Here is a 19,799-nt window from a genome sequence, read left to right on the forward strand (position 1 = left end):
CTTGTGGCGACAGTAGGTGTGGGGGTGATCGGCCGCGCGGCGAACGTAACCGACCTGTCCCCGAACGCGGCCAGCGCCGGCGGGGACAAGTTCACCGCCGGCCGCGACGTGTGGCTGTACATGGAGAACACGTCCGGCGCGCCGATCACCGTGACCGTGGCGACGCCGGGCACCGTGCGCGGACTGGCGATCGCGGACCTGGAAATCGTCGTCCCGGCCGGCGGGTACGCGGTGCGGGGCCCGTGGCCGGCCGACGTGTTCGGCGATGCCGCCGGCCTGGTCACCCTGACGTACTCCACGCACGTCGGGCTGTCCTTCGGCGCGTGGAAGGTGGGTGCGTGATGGCGCGGCAGAAGCCCCCCGCGGCCGAGGCTGCGGCCGTCGACGAGGTCCCGCAGGGGCCGGTGGCCACCGAGCCGGGCTGCACGCACCCGGACTGCGTGCTGGAGCACCCGCACGCCGGACCGGCGGTCCTCACCACGCAGGCCTCGCCGGCCGACGGCGTCGACGAGCCGGCCGGGGACGTCGACGAGCACGACCAGGCGCAGCGGCGGGTGGTCGACGCGCAGGCCGCCCTGGACGCCGCCCGCGCGGCCGCGGCCGCGCAGCTGCCCGGCGCCGGGTACGTCATCGCCACCGAGGCGCTGTACCTCGCTGGCGGGGCGCGGGCGCATCTGCCCGGCGACCGGGTGCCGGTCGGCAACGTGGCCCGCAACGGCTGGGAGCACGGGGTCCGGCCGCCGGGCGACGGCGAGTAGCCAGCGGTGCCGGTCGAGCTGGTCCGGGTCTGGGTCGACCCGGCCGAAGTGCAGCTTCTGGCCGAGAGCGCCGAGGCATCGGAGGCGACCCGGGAGGCCGGGCGGGGCGTCGCCGCGGTGGCCCGGAGTTTGGCGCCGCGGCGTACCGGCGAGGGCGCGGCGTCGATCGACGCCTGGCCGGGCACCGGCCCGGGCGGCCCGCACACTGACGTCGCATGGGACCAAGATCATTTCTACATGTCGTTTCAGGACGGCGGCACCAAGGACCTGCCAGCGCGGCGCTTCATGGCCGACGCGCTGGACCGCTACGTGTTCCTGTGAATCGAAGGAGAGGCGTTCATGCCGCAACGACACAAGGGCCAGCTCGCCCTGGGGCCGGGCCTGCTCAAGCTCGGCCCGCTCGGGTCGCCGGAGCCGACCGACCTGACCTCGCCGTGGGATCCGGCGTTCTCGGACATGGGCTACACCGTCGAGGGCTCGAAGTTCAGCTACGAGATCGAGACCGGGACGGTGGTGCCCGCTGAGGAGATCGACCCGATCCACGTGGCGATCAACGGCCGCAACCTCAAGGTCGCGTTTGCGCTGCTGCAGCTGACCGCGAGCAACCTCAAGACCGCGATGAACGGCGGCACCATCACCACCGGCACCGGAATCGTGACGTTCGAGCCGCACGCCCCCGGCGAGGAGGTGCGGGTGATGCTCGGCTTCGAGTCCGAGGACGGCACCGAGCGGTGGGTGTTCCGCGAGTGCCTGCAGGGCGGCAACGTCGAGCTGGACCGCAAGAAGGGCAGCGAGGCGGTCCAGCTCGGCACCGAGTTCATCCTCGCCAAGCCCGACGCGGGCACCCTGCCGTTCAAGTCGATCCTCGCCGCGCCGGCGCGGGCGTGACGCCGATGAGTAGGGAGTACACCTCAGCCGCCCGCCGCGCCGCGGCCGCCGCCCCGGCCGTCGACGACCCGACCGGTCTGCTGGCGTGGGTGGGCACCAGCACCGTGCGGGCCCGCCAGGCCCTGGCGCAGCTGGAGGCGCAGCCGCTGCCGGCCGACGTCGACGAGGACCAGCGCGCCGCTCGGGCGCAGCTGGTCGACCAGCTGCTCGACGTCTTCCCGTCCTTCGTGTTGGACGGGGAGCAGTTCCGGGTGATGGGTGAGATGCAGCTGCTCGACCTGTGCGAGCTGCTCAAGCTCACCAAACGCCGCGTCAAGACCGTCGACCCGGCCGCCGTCAGCGCGCTGGCGGACTTCTACGCCGGCGCGCTCGGCGTCGACGAGTACGAGCGGTTCCGCACCTACGTGCGCGACAACGCGATCGACCAGGACGTCCTCAACGACGTCATGGAAGGGATCGTGGAGGACCTCACCGACCGCCCTACGTCACGGCCCTCTCCATCTGCGAGTGGGCCGTCGAGCACTGGGGCTACGTCGAAGGTCGTCTCGCTGTCTGGGCCGCAGCGGGGGGTGGTGCTACAGCCGACGCCGGCGCCGCCGGACTTCGCGGCGATGAGCCCGCAGGAGTTCGCGGACTGGCACGCCAACCAGACCCGGGGCGTGACCTCCTTCGGCTGACGCCTCAGGAGGCGCTGCCGCTGCTGCACGGCCTGTGCGACGAGTGGATGGCCCGGGGCCAGCTGCTGTCCGCGCTGGGCGGACAGCATGACCCGCTCGGCGAGGCGCTCGCCGAACCCACCGGCGACACCAGCGATGCCGGGGATGCGGCGACGTCGAGGGCTGAGCGACGTCGGGCCGAGGTGGCCGCGTTCGCGGCCGCCATCCAGTAACCGAAGGGGGGTGATCCGGGGTGGCCAGAGTCATCGGGGAGGGGCTGATCCGGGTCCGCCCGGACACCACCAAGTTCGGCGGCCAGACCGAGCGGGAGCTGACCTCGTCGCTGCAGCGGGTGGTGTCCCGGCTGGAGGGGGTGCTGTCCCGGCTGGAGTCGGTCGCGACCCGCTCGGGTGAGCGGGCCGGCCGGAACTTCGCCGGCGGCGTCGAGCGCGGCGCCAACCGGGTTCGCACCGTCCTGCAGGCCGCGTTCGCGGTCGGCGGGGTGGTGGCGTTCGGTGGCGGGCTGGCATACGCGGGGGCGCAGGCCCTCGCGCTGGCGGCCGCGGTGTCCCGGGCCGGGGGGTCGGTCCTGGCGCTGCCGGCGGCGATGGCGGCCGCCGCCGTGTCCGTCGGGGTCCTCGCCATGGCCACCGCGCACCTGACCGACGCGCTGAGCGACTCCGCCGGCGGCAGCGGCGGCGGTGGCGCGGCCGCGGCGCGGGCGGCGATGCGCGCCTACGAGGCGGGGCAGCGGCGCATCGCCGACGCCCAGCGGGACCTGACCCGCGCCACCCGTGACCTCAACGACGCCCGCCGCGAGGAGGCCGAGCGGATCGCCGCCCTCGCCATGGACGTCGAGGGCGCCGCGCTGGCCGAAGAGCGGGCCAAGCTCAACGTCACCGAGGCGGAAGAGGAACTCGCCGCAGCGCGGGCCGCGGCCGCCAAGGGCGAGGAGGGCGCCGCCGACCGGGTCCGCGAGGCCGAGCTGGCGCTGCGGGAGCAGCAGCACGCGGCCCGCGAGGCCACGGCCCGGCACGCCGAGCTGGCCGCCGAGCAGGCCGAGGCCGCGCGGGTCGGGGTGGAGGGCAGCCGCCAGGTGCAGGACGCGCTGCAGCGGCAGGCCGACGCGGCCCGCGGCGTGGAGCAGGCCAAGAAGGACGCCGCCGACGCCGAGCAGGAGGCCTCCACCCGGGCCGCCGGCGCGATCTCTAAGCAACAGGAGGCGTACGCGAAGCTCGCCCCCTCCGCCCGGTCCCTCGTCGACACGCTGCGCCGGATCGCGCCGGCGTGGCAGGACGTGCAGCGCCAGGTGCAGCAGCGGGTGTGGGCCGGCGTCGCCGGGCAGGTCGACGCCCTCTCGCGCACGTATCTGCCGGTGGCCACCACGCGGCTCGGCCAGTTCGGCGACGCGTGGAACCGGGCGATCCGCGAGTCCCTGGGCGTCGTCCAGTCGCGCCAGGCGGTGCGGGACGTCGACACGACCCTCGGCAACGCCGCGGTCGCCGGGGACCGGCTGGCCCAGGCGGTCGCGCCGATCGTCTCGGCGCTGATCAGCATCGGGGCGGTCGGCTCCACCGTGCTGCCTGACCTCGGCGGCGGCGTGCTCAACCTCGCCGAGCGATTCGAGCGGTGGGTGGCCGCGGCCCGGGAGTCAGGGCAGCTGGAGCAGTGGCTGCGTGGCGGCCTGGAGGTGCTGCGGCAGCTCGGCGCGATCGGCGCCAACGTGGTCGGCATCGTCGGGGCGATCCTTCGCGGCGGCGGCGCTGAGGCGGGCGGGGACATGCTCGCCGGCCTGGAGTCCGGCACCCGCCGGCTGCGCGAGTTCCTCAACTCCGCCGAGGGGCAGGAGCGGATCTCGACCGTGCTCACCACGATCCGGGACGTCGGTAACTCGCTGATCGAGTCCCTGCCGACCCTGGTGGACAACGCCGCCCGGCTCGGCCCGGTGCTCGCCGAGGCCGCCCGGGAGGGCGGGGCGGTCCACGACGCGTTCTCACTGACCGGCCCGATCATCGGGTTCCTCGCCGACAACGTCGATCTGCTCGTCGACGCGCTCCCGGTCCTGATCGGTCTCTGGGCCGCGTCCCGGGTCGCCCAGACCGGCGCGAACATCGCCGCGGTGGCCAGCCTGCCGATCCGCGCGGCCGAAGCCACCGCCACGTTCGGGCTGCGCTCCGCGCTCACCGCGCACACCGCGGCGCTGACGGCGAACACCGCGGCGACGCGGGCAGCGACCGGCGCTGCGGTGGCCGAGACCGCCGCGACCAACGGCGGCATCCTGGCCAAGCTGCGCAACGTTACCGCGACGGTCGCCAGCCGCACGGCCGCGATCGCCGCGAACGTCGCCACCAAGGCATGGGCGGCCGGGCAGTGGATCCTCAACGCCGCCCTGGCCGCCAACCCGCTCGGGTTGATCATCATCGCCATCGTCGCCCTGGTCGCCGCGGTGGTGCTCGCCTACAAGAACTCGGAGACGTTCCGCAACATCGTCCAGGCGGCGCTGCGGGCCGTCGCCGACGCCGGCAAGTGGATGTGGGAGAAGGCGCTGAAGCCGGCGTTCGACGGCATCGTCGTCGCCGTCAAGTGGGTCGCCTCGATCATCACCTGGTGGTACCAAAACGTCACAAAGCCGACCTTCAACGCGGTCGTCTCGGTGGCGAAGTGGCTGTGGCAGCAGGTCCAGAACAGCTTCAACGGCTGGAAGTTGATCTTCGAAAAGGTGCGTGGCTGGGTCGGATCCGCCAAGGACTTCGTCGTCGACCGGTTCACGTCCATCGTGAGCTTCGTCAAGGGCCTGCCGGGCAAGATCACGTCCGCCGCGCGGGGCATGTTCGACGGGATCGTCGCGACAGCCAAGGGCGGCATCAACAAACTGATCGACGCCTGGAACCGGCTGGACTTCTGGATCAACATCCGGGTGCCCGACTGGGTACCCGGCATCGGCGGGATGGGCTTCCACGTCGACGACATCATCCCGGACATCCCGCGCCTGGCCGACGGTGGCGTGGCGCGGGCCCGCCCGGGCGGCATCCTCGCCAACATCGCCGAGGGCGGCGAGGACGAGGCGGTCGCGCCGCTGTCCGTGCTCGCCGACATGATCGCCGCCGCCGTGCGCGACGCCGGCGGCGGCCGCGGCATCACCGTGGAGCAGTTGATCGTGAAGGCGTTCACCGACCGGTTCTCGCTGCGCCAGGTGCAGGAGGAGCTCGCCATGTTCGGAGTTTCTTGATGGCACTGGCCGAGGGGCAGGTGCAGCTGCGTGACCTCGTCATCGGGCCGGGAACGCCGTACCGGTTCGTCAAGGGGTCGCACTTCAACCCGTTCAAACGGGAGGTCCGTGCCGATCAGGGCGGGGCGCGGGCGTGGTCGGACGGATCGTGGTCTGGCGCCGAGTGGGCCGAGCAGGTCACGGTCCCGATGCGCCTGGTCGTGATGGCCGCCGGCGCGGCCGACTACGTCCAGCTCATGTCCCACCTGCTGGCCGCTTTCGCCCCGAGCAGCGTCGATGTGGACCTGCGGTTCGTGATGGGCGGCACGGAGTACCTGATGCGGGGCCGTCCCCGCCTGGTGGACCCGGAGTCCCGGCACGTCGACGGGCACGTCTACGTGCAGGCGGCGTTCGTGGCGACCGACCCGACCGTGTACTCCGGCGTGGAGCAAACGGTGACGCTGGAGCTGCCGTCGACCGTCGGTGGGCTGACGGTGCCGATGACGCTGCCGGCGACGGTGCCGGCGACGGTGACCTCCGGCCGGGCACTGATCGCCAACGCTGGCACCAAGCCGACCGGCCTGCGGCTGCGGATCGACGGGCCGGTGGTCGAGCCGCGAGTGAGCCTGCTGACTCCGGCCGGCACGGCCATCGTGCGGGTGTGGCTGACGCTGGAGGCCGGGCAGTGGCTCGACGTCGACACGGCCGCCCGCACGGTCTATGCCAACGGCACGGCCTCGCGGCGGGGCCTGACGACGGCCGAGGGCGCCGGCTGGCCGGTGCTGCCGTCCGGCATTCACGAGGTGGCTTTCAACGCCGCGCTCTACAACACCGACGCCAGGGCGTCGGTGACCTGGCGGGATGCGTGGCACTGATGGGAGACGACGATGCCTGAACCGTTGTGGATCAACGCTGACGCGGGCGCGCCCGCGTACTCAGCGAACGAGCTGCGTCAGGCGATGGCGCTGGCGCTGATGTGGGACGGCCGGAACATGGGGGCGCGCAGCGGTGTGCGCCACGGCGGCAACCAGCTCCAGGTGTCGCTGGCGGGGTCGACGATCACCGTGCAGCCGGGGGTGTGCTGCATCGACCCGGGCCTGTCCACGCCGCAAGGTCCGTACTGGGTGGCGATCCCGGCCGCCGAGACTCACGCCCTGGTGGCGGCCGACGCCACCAACCCGCGCAAGGACATCGTGATCGCTCGGGTGTACGACCACGACGAGGACTCGTCGGGGCTGCGGCTGGCCCGCACGGAGTACCTGGCGGGCGGGGCGTCGCCGACTCCGGCGGAGCCGGGGCTGCCGGCGGGCTCGATCCGGCTGGCCAGCATCGACGTGCCCAGGTTGGGTGCCGGCGCTCCGGTGGTCACCGACCGGCGGCCGTACACGGTTGGCCCCGGCGGGATCCTGCCGGTGCTGTTCGACGCGACGCTGGCCCCAGGAGTGGCGGGTCGCTACCGCGACCGGCTCGACAACACCCGACTGGAGCGAGACACCGGCTCGGCGTGGGAGGTAGCCGCAGATCCCGACGTGTTCCGAGACTGGACGAGCTTCAACCCGACCTGGACGGCGAACACCCCCCCGGTGCTGGGCAACGGTGTCCTCGCCGGCCGGTACAAGAAGATCGGCCGGACGGTGCATTTCGTGATGAAGCTGTTCTTCGGATCGACCACGACCCCAGGCACGGGCCGGTGGGTGTTCGGCGGTCTGCCAGGGACGATCGACCGCGCGATGTCCAACGTGGCGCTGTATGGGCACTGCTACGACTCCAACCCCGTCAACCAGTACCCGTCCGTGGCGCTGATGTCCGTGTCCGGGTCCGCGGGCATCCTGCGGGTGAGCACCCGCAGCGCCGCCGGCGCGCTCGGCACCGCCGAGGCAACGTTCCCGTTCGTGTGGGCGTCCGGGGACGAGCTGTACCTGGCCGGCACCTACCAGTCGGCGAGCTGACCGTGAGCACCGTCGTGACCTGGCTGGGCTGCGACCTCGTCACCGGCCGGATCGTGGAAGAGCTGCCCGACCTGATTCCAGGCGGCACGATCGGCCACCTGCTCGGCGCGTACACGTCGACGTCGGTTGCGCTGCCGATCGGTGGCGGGCACGGCCGGCCGCCGAAGAACTGGGAGGCGGCGACCGAGCCGGGCCGGTCGATGATCGTCGCCGTGCTGGCCGGCCGGCCGGTGTGGGGCGGGATCGTCCTCACCCGCAAGGGCGGCACCGCTGCCACGGTGCAGCTCGCGTGCGTATCGCTGGAGGGCTATCTCGACCGTCGGTACGTGCGGGATCACGAGTTCGTCCAGGCGGACGAGGCGCTCATCGCCGCGAGCCTCGCGGACGACGCCAACATCGAGGGCATCGACCTCGTGATCGACGCCCCCGACACGGGCACCCTCCGCGACCGGACCTACTTCGATCAGGACGACAAAACCGTCTACAGCGCGCTGCGTGAGCTGATGGGCGTGATCGACGGCCCGGAGTGGTCCATCGGCGTCGACTGGTCGGACGTCACGGAGACGGCCGTCGCCAAGACGCTGCGGGTGCGCAAGCGGATCGGGCACGCCGCCGCCGCGCCTAACGCCGTGTTCACCACCGGCGACGCCTCGGCGGTGGTGTCGTCGGCGGGGGCGTCGGAGGCGCGCTACGAATACACCGAGGACTACGCCAGCGGCAGCGGCGCCAACCACATCGTGGCCACCAGCTCGGGCGAAGGCGAGTCACGGCCGCAGTCGTGGCCAGCCCGCGACGAGTCGCTGATGGCGGCCGGCTGGCCCCGATGGGAGCACCGGTACAGCCCGTCGTCGTCCATCAGTCGCGTGGCCACCCTCGACGCGCACGCCCGGCAGGCGATCGCGTTGATGGCGCGGGGTGCTCGCGTGCTGACGATCACCGCCCGCGCGGACGCCTACCCGGTGCTCGGCTCGGACTGGACGACCGGCGACGACATCGGTTACGAGCTGACCGGGCACCGGCACCCGTCCGGGCTGACCGGCGTCGCGCGGTCCATCGGCTGGGATCTTGACGCTCGCGCCGGCACCGTCTCGCCGATCCTGCTGGCTGCCGGCCAGGAGGTGATCCAGTGATCCCGTCCGACCAGCGTCCGCCCGGTAACGACTGGCTCGTCCGGCGGATCACCGACCTGGAGCGGCAGGTCCGCGAGCTGCAAGCCGGCCGCAGGTTGGAAAAGGCGACGATCGGCTCCGGCGGGCTGACCGTGGCCGGCACCGGCGGCGTCACCGTCAAAGACGACGGCAAGGTGACGGTGCTCGACCACACCGGCAGGGAACTCATCGTGCTCGGGCGAGTCGGGCTGTCGGACGGCTCGACGGTGCCGGGCATGGTGGTGTACCGGACGGAGGAAGAGGGCGGCTACGTCGCCATGAGCCTGTACCACGGCATCATGGCGATCTGGGACCGCGAGGGCAACATCATCTTCAGTAGCGACGAGGTGAGCGGTCAGGGCCTCGCGCGGCCGTGGCTGCCGGTCACCTGGGCGGGCTCGGACTGGACTCAGTGGCCCGGCACGACGTCGACGACGTTCGCGATGGTGCTGGAGACGGCGGTGCCGCGTCAGCAACCCAGACTGTTCGTTCGGCTCCGGCACACGATGGACACCTCGGGGGCGAGCGGCGAGCTGCGGCTGATGTGCAACGGCGTCCAGCTCGGCCCCACGGTCGCGGTCGGGTTTGCCGTCGGCTACACGGATATCGGCCCGGTCGCCCTGCCGGCCGCCGCCTTCGGCGAGATCATGGGCCTCAGCGTCGACGGCCGGCGTACCGCCGGGACGGGCGCGGTGCGGGCGACGGTCACCGCCTCGTGGACACAGCAGTCCTAGCCGGTCGACGCGGCCGGGTCGCAACGCGGGCCGGTCTCATACGGTAGGCAGCTCATCGACGGGAACGGCGGCGGCGGCTCCTCGGCCACGGGCGGGCCGTCGCCGCCGGTGTTGGCCGGCGGGGCCGGCGGCTCCGGCGTCGGGCTCGGCTCGGTGGGGGTCGGCTCCGGCTCGGCCGGGGCCGGCTCGGTCGCGGTCGGCTCGGTCACTGTGGTCGCGCTCCTTGTCGTCGTTCGGCCGCTCACCGCACCCGCTGTGGTGCTCGTCGCCGGCGAGCTGGCCGACGGCACTACGGCGGGACCAGCTGGTGTCTGCTCCGCCGTCGCCGGCGTGCCTGCCGTCGGCGCGGTAGTCGCCTCCTTGGAAACGGTACGCACCTGCTCGGCCGGCCGCTGCTGCTGGCCGACCAGCGACACAGCGGTCACCCCGCCGATCACCCCGGCCGCAGCGAGCGCGGCCATCCCCACCGCTGCCCGGCGGCCCCTCGTCGTGTCCGTCATGACGTCCAGTGTGTCCTGTCGATGCGAGTTCCCGCCGCCCCGATCCGCGTGACGCTCACCCAGCCGCCCGGCCACCCGGGCGGCTTTTCCATGCCCTGACTTGCGTCCCTGGCACCCGCCGGGGCGCTCCACCCTGCACAAGGAGGACGCATGCCGAAGACCGACGACGAGCTGGCGGCGGCCGCGGCCGACATGCCGGCCATCCCCGACGACCACGACCACAACGTCGGCCAGGACCTGGCCGAGCTGGAGGACCGCCAGCCGGTGGAGCTGCCGTACGACCCGGCGGCCGACGACGAGGACGAGGAGATCGGCTGACATGGGAGAGATCAAGGGCGGCACCGTGTACGACCCGTACCACGGGCGCAACGCCACCTGGCGGCCAGTGGGTCCGGTGGTGGACGAGTACGCCCACTACACCGCCAACAGCCGGGACGGCTACGTGTGCCTCGGCGTGGTCGGCGACCGGCGGCACTGGAACCTCAAGAACGCCGGTGACCACACGTCGCGCTCGACGCACTCCACCATCGTGAACGGCAAGACGGTCAGCCCCAAGGCCGGCTGGGTGTACGCCATCGACGGCAGGGTGCCGGACCCGGCCAGATTCGAGCGGTGGTTCGCCAAGCAGCTGCGTGCCGGCAAGTACCCGCACGTCAAGTACTGGAACATCCTGCACCGGCACTACAACCGTAAGCGGGGTTGGTCCACGGCGGTCTACAGCTCGGACGACCACCTGCACATCTCGTTCATCCCGGGGTCCGAGCACAGCGACAGCTCGATCCTGGCCGACTACGAGCGGTACCGCACCGGCCAGCCGGCCACGCCCAAGCCGCCGGCAACGAAGCCGGCGCAGCTCGTCGTCGACGGCCGGCTCGGCACCAGGACCATCACCCGCTGGCAGCAGATCATGGGCACCCCCGTCGACGGGCGGATCACCGAGCCCAGCGCGCTGGTCAAGGCCGTCCAGCGGCACCTCAACGCCCAGATCCGCGCTGGCCTGGTGGTCGACGGCGAGGGCATCCGCCAGGACGGCCGCACGTACAAGACCGTGCGGGCCCTGCAGCGATACCTCGACACCGAGCAGGACGGCATCATGTCGGAACCGGTGTCGGCGGTGGTCCGGGCTGTCCAGCGCCGGCTGAACAGCGGCAAGTTCTGACGTGGAGACCGGCGTCGTCGTCGCGCTGGTCAGCGCCGCGGGGGTGATCGGCGCCGGACTCACCGGCACGGTGGTCGCGCACGTCCTCGGCCGGCAGACCCGGGCCGCCCAGCAGCGCCTCGCCGCAGCGCAGACCAAGCAGGCCGAGGCCGCGGCGGTCCAGCTACAGGCGGAGGGTGACCGGATCCGCCAGGACATCTACCAGGAGCTGACCACTGACCTCCGCACGGAGCTGCAGAGCGTCAAGTCTGACCTGAACGGCACCCTGACGGCGTTGCGGGATGCCCGACAGTCCCTGGCTCGAACGTCGGCCGAGGCCGAGCGGCTGCGTCGGCGCGTCGTCGAGCTCGAGTCGCGCATCGCGCAGCTGGAGCTCACCGAGCAGCACCTGTCCGCCGAGCTGCGCGCCGTGCAGGCCGAACGCGACCAACTCCGCATCCAACTCGCCGGCAAGGAAGCCACGATCACGGCGTTGACCAGCCAGATTGGCGACCTCAAGACACAGCTCGCTGGTCTGCAGCAGGCCCCCGCACAGTCGGCTGTCAGCTGATCGGCCAGGCCCACGAGCGGGCCTGGCCTTCCCCTATCCCCACCTGATCCGAGGAGGATCGACCGTGCTCCGTACCTACGGCAAGGCGTGGGCCGCGCTGGCCATCGCGCTGCTGACCGCGCTCGCCGCGGCGCTCACCGACAACCGGCTCACCGCCCCGGAAGGCGTGCAGATCGCCATCGCCGTCACCACCGCCGGCGGCGTGTGGCTCGTCCCGATCGTTCCCCAGTGGCCGTGGGTCAAGACCGGCATCGCCATGCTGCTGGCCGTGCTGAACCTCGCCGTCACCCTCATCACCGACGGCATCACCTTCGCCGAGGCGGTCAACCTGGCCCTCGCTGGCCTCGGTGTGCTCGGCATCGCGGCCGCGCCGGCGCACAGCCTGTACGGGGCCCGTCGCGGCGGTAGCCGGTAAGATCGACGGCGCGGTGCTACCGGTGACGTCCCGGTCCGGCGCCGACCAACGTGCAGCGCCCCCGCCGGCCCGAAGGCTGGACGGGGGCGCTCCGTCGTCTCCAGGGGCCGCAGTTGCAGGGCCAGCGCCGGCAGCGATGACTTAGTTGCTTGCCCGGCCACCACGGTCACCTAGTGACGCGCCGTAGTCAGGATGCCGGCGAACCGTACAGCGCTAGCGCCACATGGTTTGCCATGAATTGCCAGCAGGTGCCAGGCCATGCACCAGCAATCGCGTAACGGCACAGCGCTTCCCTCGTGCCGACTACAGAAAGTAGCGATAGCTCGGGCCGAGTCCACACCGGACGCCGACGCGCCGAACACAGGACATCCGTGTCCACTAGGAAAATCGCCGCAGCGTGCTGTTCGGTATCGAAACGCGCTGAACCGTGCCGTACGCACGCAGTGTCACGATCGGAGCTTGCGTGAGTGGGGTGGTGCGGAGTAGCTTCTCGGCAACGGCCGATGCCGGCCGGAATGACGTACTTCGCTGGCGTCCAGAACGAAAGTGGCGGGACTGGACGCGTCAGCAACCAGTCCCGCCAGCATCTTTCACGACTCAGTACCGCCTCAGCGACACTCGGACGGCATCTGCTCCTAACAGTGCTGTCCACCGCCGACGATAGTGCCACCAGCGCTTTTCTGACAAGAAGCCGCTGGTAGCGGCGCTGTCGCGCTGCGGATTGTCCGTCGCTGGGGCCGTAGGAAGGTGGCCCTGCGGTGACCTGGGGAACCTGACAATCCACGACTTACTGCCGGCCTGCGCCGGCCGCCCATGTGCTTGCTGTGATCTGGAGCATAGACGCCGGAAGGTATCTCGGACGGTCTACGCCCGTTAGGTATGCGAACCCCTTTCAGGTAAAGCGCAACCTGCGTCTATATGCCAACGACATGATCACCTGCGAATTGCGATCCGCTGGCGGTTGCCCGCGTGCAACCAGCCGCCCTCCCTCCGTGTTCTGACGTGAGGAGCCGCATGAGGCCCACCCCTGACCCGCGACGACGCTTCAACAGCAGCGAGCGAGCTGCCCTCTACCTCGCCGCCGACGGCCACTGCACGGACTGTGGCTCCGAGCTCGAGCCGGGCTGGCATGCCGATCACCGCACGCCGCACTCACGCGGCGGCGCGACAGACGTCATCAACGGGCAGGCGCTCTGCCCCACCTGCAACCTTCAGAAAGGTGCCGCCCCCGTGTCCAACCTCCGCCTGTGGCAGGAAAGCGCCACCAACAAGTTCTTCGCCGCCAACAAGAAGGACTTCCTCGTCTGCGCTACCCCCGGCGCCGGCAAGACGCGGTTCGCTCTGATGCTCGCCAAGCGGCTGCTCAGCGAGGGCACCATCCGCAGAGTGGCAGTTGTCGTGCCCACCGACGCGTTGCGCCAGCAGTGGGCGGACGCCGCAGGGCTTGCCGGAATCTCGCTGATGCCTGTCAACGACACGGCGGACTATGCCAAGCCCGGTTACCAGGGCTGCGTCGTTACCTACGCGCAGATCGCCCGGGGTGTGGGTAGCGACATGCTGCGGCATGCCACCCGCGTCCCGACCCTCGCCATCATGGACGAGGTACACCACGCTGGTGACAATCGGTCGTGGGGCGACGGGCTGAAGAACGCTGTCGAGCACGCGGTCCACCGCTTGGCGCTTACGGGCACACCGTGGCGGGCAGACAGCAACTCCCCGATCCCGTTCGTCGCCTACAACGAGAACGGCACGGTGCAGGTCGACTACGCCTACGAGTACGGCGAGGCGGTCGCCGACGGTGTATGCCGTCGCATCGAGTTTCACGCCTACGATGGCGAAGCCCGCTGGATCGACTGCGGCAAGGTGGAGACCGCCGCCCTGGGCGCCGACCTCCTCGAGGAGGACGTCTCCGCAGCCCTCGACGTGGTCTACCACCCCGAGAAGGAGTGGATGCCAGTCCTTCTGCGGAAGGCCGCCGAGGCGCTCGACGAGGTACGTCAGGACATCCCTGACGCTGCCGGGCTGATCGTGGCCGACCGCAAGTGGCACGCTCACGCCTACGCGAAGCTCCTGGAGGACATCACCGGTCGTAGACCGGTGGTCGTCGTCTCCGACGATCCCGAGGCGAAAGCGGCGATCGACCGGTTCCGCGGCACCAGCGAACCATGGATCATCGCGGTACGCATGGTGTCAGAAGGCGTCGACATCCCCCGCCTGGCCGTCGGCGTCTACGCCGCGAAGATCCGTACTCCGCTGTTCTTCCGGCAGGTCGTCGGGCGTTTCGTCCGCGTGCGGCCGGACGAGGAGTTCAATGCTCGCCTGTTCATCCCGGCTGTCAACGTGCTGATGAACCACGCCCGGGAGATCGAGCAGGAACTGCGCCACCAGCTTGAAGCTGACCGGGCCAAGGAGGAGAAGGCCCGCGCCGATGCCGGCGAGGGTGCCAGCCAAGGCGTTCTCGACTTCCGGGAGCCGCTCTCCGCGTCGGAGGCGATCTTCGACCGCGCGATCCTCGGCGGACGGGAGGCCGAGGCCGTGAAGGTCGAAGCTGCACAGGCGGAGTGCCGAAAGCTCGGCATCCCCACCCAGTTCGCGATGAACCTCGTGCCGCTGCTCGACCGCATGCAGGAGGCGGCCTCGGCGGGCGTCGCCGCGGCTGCCGGCAACCCTCGCATCGAGGAACCGCGGCACCGGCGCGAGCGCGTGCTGCGTGGCGAGATCGACAGCCTCGTCGGCAAGATCTCCTACCGCACCGGCAAGGACAAGCGGGAGATCAACACCGAACTGCTTCGGCGCGGCTACCCGGCCCGCAAGCACGCCAGCGTCGAGCAGTTGGAGGAGATCCGCGACGAGCTGGCGCGGTGGCTGGGACTATGACGACCAACGCCCTCAAGCGCAACGGGAATGTCGTCGAAGCGCTGGGGTCGGCGCTTCGACAGGGCGAACACGCCCTCGGCACAGTTCCCGCCCTGGTGAAGCGCGTGCTGGCAGAGGAGTCCTGGCGCGAGTTCGTCACCCAGCGCGGCGAGCACATCCGGCACGACCGGTTCGTGGACTTTGTCGTGACGCCGCCGCTGGCCGGCCTCGGGGCGACGGTTGAGCTGCTGCGGCGGGTGGTGGCGGACGACCTGGAGGCGGTCGACCTGCTGGACCGCGCACTTCAGAACCCGGTCGGAACGCATCTATCAAGATCAGATAGTGATAATATCACTATCAAGGATCAGGCAGGCGGCCGTGGTACGGCGCGGGAATACGCGCTACGCCGGCTCCGCAAGGACGCTCCGGACCTCCATGCCGACGTGCTGGCCGGCAAACTATCGGCGCATGCCGCCATGGTCAAGGCCGGATTCATCGCCCCCCGGTTCACCGTGCAGGTGAGCAGCGCCGACTCCATCGCCGACACCCTCCGCCGTCGGCTTCCCCCCGAGCTGCTTGCCGCAGTAGCCGCCAAACTTGCCCCCGAATGAGAGGCGGAGGCCGGGTGCATCCGCAGTAGGTTGAAGCCCCGCGACAGACGCGAAGCGGCCCCGCACCCAACAGGGAGCGGGGCCGCTTGCTATCACATCGTGGGGCGGCCGGATCCGGGGCAGGTGCCCCGGCTTCCCATCGCCTGATGCGGCGGGCAGGAACTGCCGGGCTTTACGCCAACACGCGCTCCGCAGACGGAGCACTGACTGCCTGGTGCCATGATCGGACTCCTTGGGGGATTTGGTAGTCCGGGTGGGGGTCGGTCTCGGGCTCGGCCGCCGAGCCGGACGCCGAGGTCGCGCGCAGGTACACCACCGACCCGTCGGCGGCAGTGATCCGGAGCGCGGCGGCGACCGGCGACTCGACGCCAGCCTGACGGCACAGCTCCCACTTGGCGAACTGGTCGGGGCGGGCAACGTCGAGCAGTTGGTGGGCGAGCACGAGGATGCGAGCGGCGCGCCACCGAGGTGGCAGCGGCTCGCTGGGCAGCGGCACCGGCGTGGCGTCACGCGGCGGCACAGCAGCCCACAGCAGTGCGGCGGACCCGGACCGGTGCAGCGCCTTGACCCCGGCGGGGGACTGGCCGCCCGGCTGGACGTCGGTGCCGTACCGGTCGACGGCGACGATGTCCGGGTGCTCGGCGACGCGGAGGAGGGCCTCCATCACGTCCAGGGCCTGGGATACCTGCACGGTTGCTCTCCTTGATCGGTCGGGGATCGTGGCAGCTCACGGGCCGGGTCAGTCTAGCGGCGAGGTCCGGCGGGGCTCGGCTCCGGCACATCGCGGGGTCACACTCCCGTCGCCAGGGGCCGCCGGGCGAGCCGGGCGGCGCGGGCCGCGCGGTGCTCGGCCAGGGCCGTGCGTGCCCAGCCGAGCGCCTCGCAGCCGTCCGGCGTGCATCCGGCGCACGTTCCGCCGCCGTCGTGGCGGTCGATGATCGTGCTGGCGATGGCCGCCACCATGGACGGGCTCGCCTCGTCGTACATGCTGGTCATGTCCGGTCACCGGCCGCTGTGGCCGCGAGAACTTCGACGGCGACGAGCAGCTCCCAGCACCACGGCCGATCACAGTCGGCCGACGGCCAAGCGCACTCCATGCCATGGCCGTACACCCACGCCCACACGGCGTCGTGGGACTGGTGGATGTGCACGATGCGGATGTCGTGGTAGGTCTGCCCGACGATTCCCGGGCTGGACTGCCATTCACCGGGCCGCACCGATACGCGGTCGCCGGCGGCCGGCATGGTCCGGGCGGTCACCGGGCCGGCCGTTCATAGCGGTACTCGGACTGCCGTTGCCGGGCCAGATCCAGTAGCCGGGTCTTCGCGGCCCGCTGCTCGCGCTCCTGGAAGCGCTGGCCGGCGCTCGGCTGGGCCGGGGGCTGCGGGGCGGACCGGCCCGTGAGCCGGCGCAGCGCGCCGATGATGGGGTTCAAGGGGTTCACCCTCCCTCGCCTCGGCGGTGGCGGCAGGGCGAACAGCCCCGTCGTACGCCGCGCGACTCCCCGCCGCCACCGTGACATCACGCTAAGCAGCCACGAAGGGGGGTAGGGGTACGCGGTGTACCCGGTGACAGGGCGTACCTACTCGGTACCGAGCACCCGGCGCGCCAGGTCGACGGCCTCGGCACGAACCGACGCCGGCGCCTCCCGGGCGAGCCGACCGACCATGTCCTGCGCCGCCGGCGAGTAGCGCACCGTCTCCGGTGACGTCGCCTCCGCCCGCGTCAGCAGGTGCAGCGTCGCCTCGCGCGCTCCCTCGAGGTCGGCCGAGCGGGCCAGCTCGACGTAGTGGCGGCCGCGTCGCTCCGTCGACGGAATGCTCGTGGGGTCCAGGGCGTGGGCGCGGCGCTGCGCCTCGTCGGGGTCGCCGAGGTCGACGGCGCACATCACCGCGTAGACGTCAACGAGCGGCCGGGACACGCGGGTACGTAGCCCCACGTAGCCGTCCGGGAGCGCCCGCTCGACGACCTGCCGGGCGGCGTCCCAGTCCGACCACGCGCCTTGGTCGCCGGTGCGGGCGCGGGTCAGCGCGGTGCACAGGTGTAGGTCGGCGAGCATCTCCGCCCACTCGACGCCGCCGTCGGCGACCCGCGGCTCAATCAGTCCGCGCGCCTCGCGGAGGCGCTCGAGGGCCTCGTCGCCGCGGCCGACTGCGCGGAGCAGGTGCGCGGCGTACCAGATGGACTGTGCGATGGCGAGCGGGTCGTCGGCGTCGAGGGCGGCGGCCATGCCTCGGTCGACCGTGAGCCAGCACAGCTCCCGGTCGCCGTGCCACGCCAGGTACGCCTGGGCGAGGTGGTAGGCCTGGGCGAGTAGGGCGAGGCTGGTCCGCCGGTCGTCGCCGGCGTGGAGGCGGGCGGCGCGTTGGGTAGCGTCGAGCAGGCCGGGCAGGATGGTGCCGGCTTCGGTGCGCTGATGCCGCGATGTGTGCCAGGTCTGCCAGGCGGAGTCGACGGCACCGCGCAGGTAGTCGGGCCGCTCCGGCTCGCCGCCGATCGTGATATGCCAGGCGGTCAGCGCCTTGCGGACGTCGTCGACGGCGGGGTGGCTGGCCCGGCCGTCGAGGGTGAGGGTGACGGTCGGGCCGAAGAGGTCACCGAGGTCGTGCACGCCGAGGTGCGGCGCTACCTTCTGGGCGACCGTCAGGGTCAGGGACCGTCGGCCCTTCTCCACGAACTTCACGGTCGTCGGGCTCAGGCCGGCGAGGCCGGCGAGCTGCTCGCGGGAGAGGCCGGCGGCGCGGCGGAGCCGCTCGACGCGCTGGCCGGGAGTGGGCTGCTGGTCGACCATGAGACACCTCGCCGGGTCGGGTACATCGTGTACCCCGACCGTACGCCTCATCGGCAAGAGCGGATGGATGCTCGCCTCGTTCCATGGCCTTAGCACGGCTGTGCGCGGACCAACTCATGCCTACGTGCCTACGTGTCGATGTGCCTCGACCACGACCTAGCGTCCTGGTCGTGATCAATCCGGGGTCGGGTGTTCCGGCGTGGCGGCAGCTGGCCGACGCGATCCGAGACCGCATCGCCCGGGGCGCATACCCGCCCGGCTCCCGGCTGCCCAGCGAGACCCACCTCGGCCAGGAATTCGGGCTCGGGCGGACGACGGTGCGACGAGCGGTAGCCGCGCTGCGAGCGGACGGGTTGGTCCTCGTCCGGCACGGCTGGGGCACACAGGTGCGACCGCACCCCGCAAAGCAGGAGGTCGCCGGAGAGCCTGGCACGCGAGTCAGCGCGCGGATGCCGACGCCAGATGAGCGGGCATTGTTTGGGATCCCCGATGGCACGCCGATGTTGGTGGTTACCGGGCCCGATGGACTGCAGGACGCATACCCGGCTGACCAGTACGACTACGTGCATCGGGAGCCGTAGGCGGCTCCGCGTGCCGCGATTCGCCCAGGCGTTACACCACCCCTCCGACATTGTTGTGACCGGACGAGCGGTGTTCGCGGTTAATCGCGAGGAAGGTGAAATGTGGCGGCATGGGCGAGATCCCCCATCCAGCCCACTCCGCTCTGTAGCTGCTACCCTGCGCCGCCTCGGCACGCTCGGTGATCAATTGGCTCCGGTTCGCGCCCTACCCCTCACAGACGGTGGCGCATATAGCACGCGGGATTCCCACCCGCCACTGAATCACAGCGGGTCAGCTGACCTCATTTGACCGCCTCACGCAGGGCCTTTCGCTGGTCGGTCGAACTGGTGTTCCATCGTGGGCTTAGTCTCCGCTGCGAACCGAGGAGCCCACGTGTGCCACAAGTCGTCGCTGCCGACCATCGGACGCTCCATCACCGAGGGGCAGATCTACCTCCTGACTGCCGCCGTCGCGGTTACCGCGGCCGGGGTCCTGTGGGTGACTGGCCATGAGCACACGATCGCCACCGCGCTGCTGTCTGCCACGGCGGCCGCAGGCGTGCTCGGCTGGCGCAGCCACGCGTCTGATGACGCCCGCCGACGGGAGCTGGGGGAGCTGCGGGGCGAACTCCGCCACTACGGCGAGGTGGTCGAGATGATGGCGCGGGACATGGAGGCGGCCGACGTGCGGCACGAGCGCGACATCGAGCGGGCGCGGCTCCAGGGCGTGGCCGAGGCGATGGCGGAGGCTCAGGCCGAGCGGCAGCTGCTGATCGAGCAGCACCAGGTGGAGCTGGAGGAGGTGAGGCGCAAGGCTGAGGCGCGTGGCTATGTGGCCGGCGTGCGTCAGCGCCTCGCGGATGGTGGGCGAGCGCTGCGCCTGCGCCTGGTCCGGTCGGACGGCCAGCGCGTGTTCCCCTGCTAGTCCCCTAAAGATCATCAGGCCCCGGTCGAAACCGGGGCCTGACCTGCATCTTCAGTCGGATGCTCTTGGCGGAGGATACGAGATTCGAACT

The 19,799-nt window shown here is 71.3% G+C and carries 25 protein-coding genes; 19 read left to right on the forward strand and 6 right to left on the reverse strand.

Annotation, left to right across the window (positions count from 1 at the left end; genetic code table 11):
* The first annotated feature begins 3 nt into the window (after positions 1–3).
* From ACGF7U_RS31400 to ACGF7U_RS31450, 11 genes are read left to right on the forward strand one after another with little or no spacing between them, the layout of a single operon-like run.
* Positions 4–342: a hypothetical protein gene (locus ACGF7U_RS31400; RefSeq protein WP_393112940.1), complete on the forward strand. Its 339-nt coding sequence runs from the start codon at positions 4–6 to the stop codon at positions 340–342.
* A complete protein-coding gene (locus tag ACGF7U_RS31405) occupies positions 342–758 on the forward strand; it encodes a hypothetical protein (protein ID WP_393112942.1) in 417 nt (138 codons plus the stop codon). Before ACGF7U_RS31400 ends, ACGF7U_RS31405 begins: the two co-directional genes overlap by 1 nt.
* A 6-nt stretch (positions 759–764) precedes the next feature.
* Positions 765–1,079, forward strand: a complete 315-nt coding sequence (locus ACGF7U_RS31410) for a hypothetical protein (RefSeq protein WP_393112944.1) — start codon at positions 765–767, stop codon at positions 1,077–1,079.
* An 18-nt stretch (positions 1,080–1,097) separates the two neighbouring features.
* Positions 1,098–1,646 carry a hypothetical protein gene (locus ACGF7U_RS31415; protein ID WP_393112946.1) on the forward strand — a complete coding sequence of 183 codons (549 nt, stop codon included), beginning with the start codon at positions 1,098–1,100 and terminating at the stop codon, positions 1,644–1,646.
* 5 nt (positions 1,647–1,651) lie between these two features.
* A complete protein-coding gene (locus tag ACGF7U_RS31420) occupies positions 1,652–2,323 on the forward strand; it encodes a hypothetical protein (RefSeq protein ID WP_393112948.1) in 672 nt (223 codons plus the stop codon).
* 47 nt (positions 2,324–2,370) lie between these two features.
* Positions 2,371–2,535: a hypothetical protein gene (locus ACGF7U_RS31425; protein WP_393112950.1), complete on the forward strand. Its 165-nt coding sequence runs from the start codon at positions 2,371–2,373 to the stop codon at positions 2,533–2,535.
* A 20-nt stretch (positions 2,536–2,555) separates the two neighbouring features.
* Positions 2,556–5,531: a hypothetical protein gene (locus ACGF7U_RS31430; RefSeq protein WP_393112952.1), complete on the forward strand. Its 2,976-nt coding sequence runs from the start codon at positions 2,556–2,558 to the stop codon at positions 5,529–5,531.
* Positions 5,531–6,385 carry a hypothetical protein gene (locus ACGF7U_RS31435; RefSeq protein WP_393112954.1) on the forward strand — a complete coding sequence of 285 codons (855 nt, stop codon included), beginning with the start codon at positions 5,531–5,533 and terminating at the stop codon, positions 6,383–6,385. The genes ACGF7U_RS31430 and ACGF7U_RS31435 overlap by 1 nt, the downstream gene beginning before the upstream one ends.
* Positions 6,386–6,397: 12 nt before the next feature.
* A complete protein-coding gene (locus ACGF7U_RS31440) occupies positions 6,398–7,459 on the forward strand; it encodes a hypothetical protein (protein WP_393112956.1) in 1,062 nt (353 codons plus the stop codon).
* A 2-nt stretch (positions 7,460–7,461) separates the two neighbouring features.
* Positions 7,462–8,589 carry a hypothetical protein gene (locus tag ACGF7U_RS31445; RefSeq protein ID WP_393112958.1) on the forward strand — a complete coding sequence of 376 codons (1,128 nt, stop codon included), beginning with the start codon at positions 7,462–7,464 and terminating at the stop codon, positions 8,587–8,589.
* Positions 8,586–9,341, forward strand: coding sequence for a hypothetical protein (locus ACGF7U_RS31450; RefSeq protein WP_393112960.1), 756 nt, complete (start codon positions 8,586–8,588; stop codon positions 9,339–9,341). The genes ACGF7U_RS31445 and ACGF7U_RS31450 overlap by 4 nt, the downstream gene beginning before the upstream one ends.
* Here ACGF7U_RS31450 and ACGF7U_RS31455 read toward each other — a convergent pair.
* A complete protein-coding gene (locus ACGF7U_RS31455; protein ID WP_393112962.1) occupies positions 9,338–9,841 on the reverse strand; it encodes a hypothetical protein in 504 nt (167 codons plus the stop codon). The two genes, ACGF7U_RS31450 and ACGF7U_RS31455, sit on opposite strands and share 4 nt — an antisense overlap.
* A gap of 150 nt (positions 9,842–9,991) precedes the next feature.
* Between ACGF7U_RS31455 and ACGF7U_RS31460 the strand changes: the two genes are divergently transcribed.
* The 6 genes from ACGF7U_RS31460 to ACGF7U_RS31485 all read left to right on the forward strand — a co-directional run bounded on the left by ACGF7U_RS31460 (position 9,992) and on the right by ACGF7U_RS31485 (position 15,432).
* On the forward strand, positions 9,992–10,159 hold the full coding sequence (locus ACGF7U_RS31460) for a hypothetical protein (RefSeq protein WP_393112964.1): 168 nt from the start codon (positions 9,992–9,994) through the stop codon (positions 10,157–10,159).
* A gap of 1 nt (position 10,160) precedes the next feature.
* A complete protein-coding gene (locus tag ACGF7U_RS31465; protein WP_393112966.1) occupies positions 10,161–11,000 on the forward strand; it encodes a hypothetical protein in 840 nt (279 codons plus the stop codon).
* A gap of 1 nt (position 11,001) precedes the next feature.
* A complete protein-coding gene (locus ACGF7U_RS31470; RefSeq protein WP_393112968.1) occupies positions 11,002–11,550 on the forward strand; it encodes a hypothetical protein in 549 nt (182 codons plus the stop codon).
* A 64-nt stretch (positions 11,551–11,614) separates the two neighbouring features.
* The gene (locus tag ACGF7U_RS31475) at positions 11,615–11,965 is read left to right on the forward strand and encodes a hypothetical protein (RefSeq protein WP_393112970.1); all 351 of its coding nucleotides are present in this window, start codon (positions 11,615–11,617) and stop codon (positions 11,963–11,965) included.
* A gap of 1,014 nt (positions 11,966–12,979) precedes the next feature.
* Positions 12,980–14,842: a DEAD/DEAH box helicase family protein gene (locus ACGF7U_RS31480; protein WP_393112972.1), complete on the forward strand. Its 1,863-nt coding sequence runs from the start codon at positions 12,980–12,982 to the stop codon at positions 14,840–14,842.
* Complete coding sequence (locus ACGF7U_RS31485) at positions 14,839–15,432, forward strand: hypothetical protein (RefSeq protein ID WP_393112974.1); 594 nt, start codon at positions 14,839–14,841, stop codon at positions 15,430–15,432. Before ACGF7U_RS31480 ends, ACGF7U_RS31485 begins: the two co-directional genes overlap by 4 nt.
* A 172-nt stretch (positions 15,433–15,604) precedes the next feature.
* Here the strand turns inward: ACGF7U_RS31485 and ACGF7U_RS31490 are convergent, their stop codons facing one another.
* From ACGF7U_RS31490 to ACGF7U_RS31510, 5 genes are all read right to left on the reverse strand, one after another.
* Positions 15,605–16,123, reverse strand: a complete 519-nt coding sequence (locus tag ACGF7U_RS31490; protein ID WP_393112976.1) for a hypothetical protein — start codon at positions 16,121–16,123, stop codon at positions 15,605–15,607.
* A 98-nt stretch (positions 16,124–16,221) separates the two neighbouring features.
* Complete coding sequence (locus ACGF7U_RS31495; protein ID WP_393112978.1) at positions 16,222–16,428, reverse strand: hypothetical protein; 207 nt, start codon at positions 16,426–16,428, stop codon at positions 16,222–16,224.
* Complete coding sequence (locus ACGF7U_RS31500) at positions 16,425–16,691, reverse strand: hypothetical protein (RefSeq protein ID WP_393112980.1); 267 nt, start codon at positions 16,689–16,691, stop codon at positions 16,425–16,427. The genes ACGF7U_RS31495 and ACGF7U_RS31500 overlap by 4 nt, the downstream gene beginning before the upstream one ends.
* Complete coding sequence (locus ACGF7U_RS31505; protein ID WP_393112982.1) at positions 16,688–16,867, reverse strand: hypothetical protein; 180 nt, start codon at positions 16,865–16,867, stop codon at positions 16,688–16,690. Before ACGF7U_RS31505 ends, ACGF7U_RS31500 begins: the two co-directional genes overlap by 4 nt.
* Positions 16,868–17,014: 147 nt before the next feature.
* The gene (locus tag ACGF7U_RS31510) at positions 17,015–18,223 is read right to left on the reverse strand and encodes a helix-turn-helix transcriptional regulator (protein WP_393112984.1); all 1,209 of its coding nucleotides are present in this window, start codon (positions 18,221–18,223) and stop codon (positions 17,015–17,017) included.
* A 170-nt stretch (positions 18,224–18,393) separates the two neighbouring features.
* On the opposite strand from ACGF7U_RS31510, the gene ACGF7U_RS31515 reads away from it, so the two are divergent.
* Together ACGF7U_RS31515 and ACGF7U_RS31520 are read left to right on the forward strand one after the other, a co-directional pair.
* The gene (locus tag ACGF7U_RS31515; RefSeq protein WP_393112986.1) at positions 18,394–18,804 is read left to right on the forward strand and encodes a GntR family transcriptional regulator; all 411 of its coding nucleotides are present in this window, start codon (positions 18,394–18,396) and stop codon (positions 18,802–18,804) included.
* 373 nt (positions 18,805–19,177) lie between these two features.
* Positions 19,178–19,708, forward strand: coding sequence for a hypothetical protein (locus ACGF7U_RS31520; RefSeq protein ID WP_393112988.1), 531 nt, complete (start codon positions 19,178–19,180; stop codon positions 19,706–19,708).
* Positions 19,709–19,799: the final 91 nt, after the last annotated feature.

It is taken from the genome of Micromonospora sp. NPDC047670 (assembly GCF_043204915.1).
Lineage (GTDB): Bacteria > Actinomycetota > Actinomycetes > Mycobacteriales > Micromonosporaceae > Micromonospora.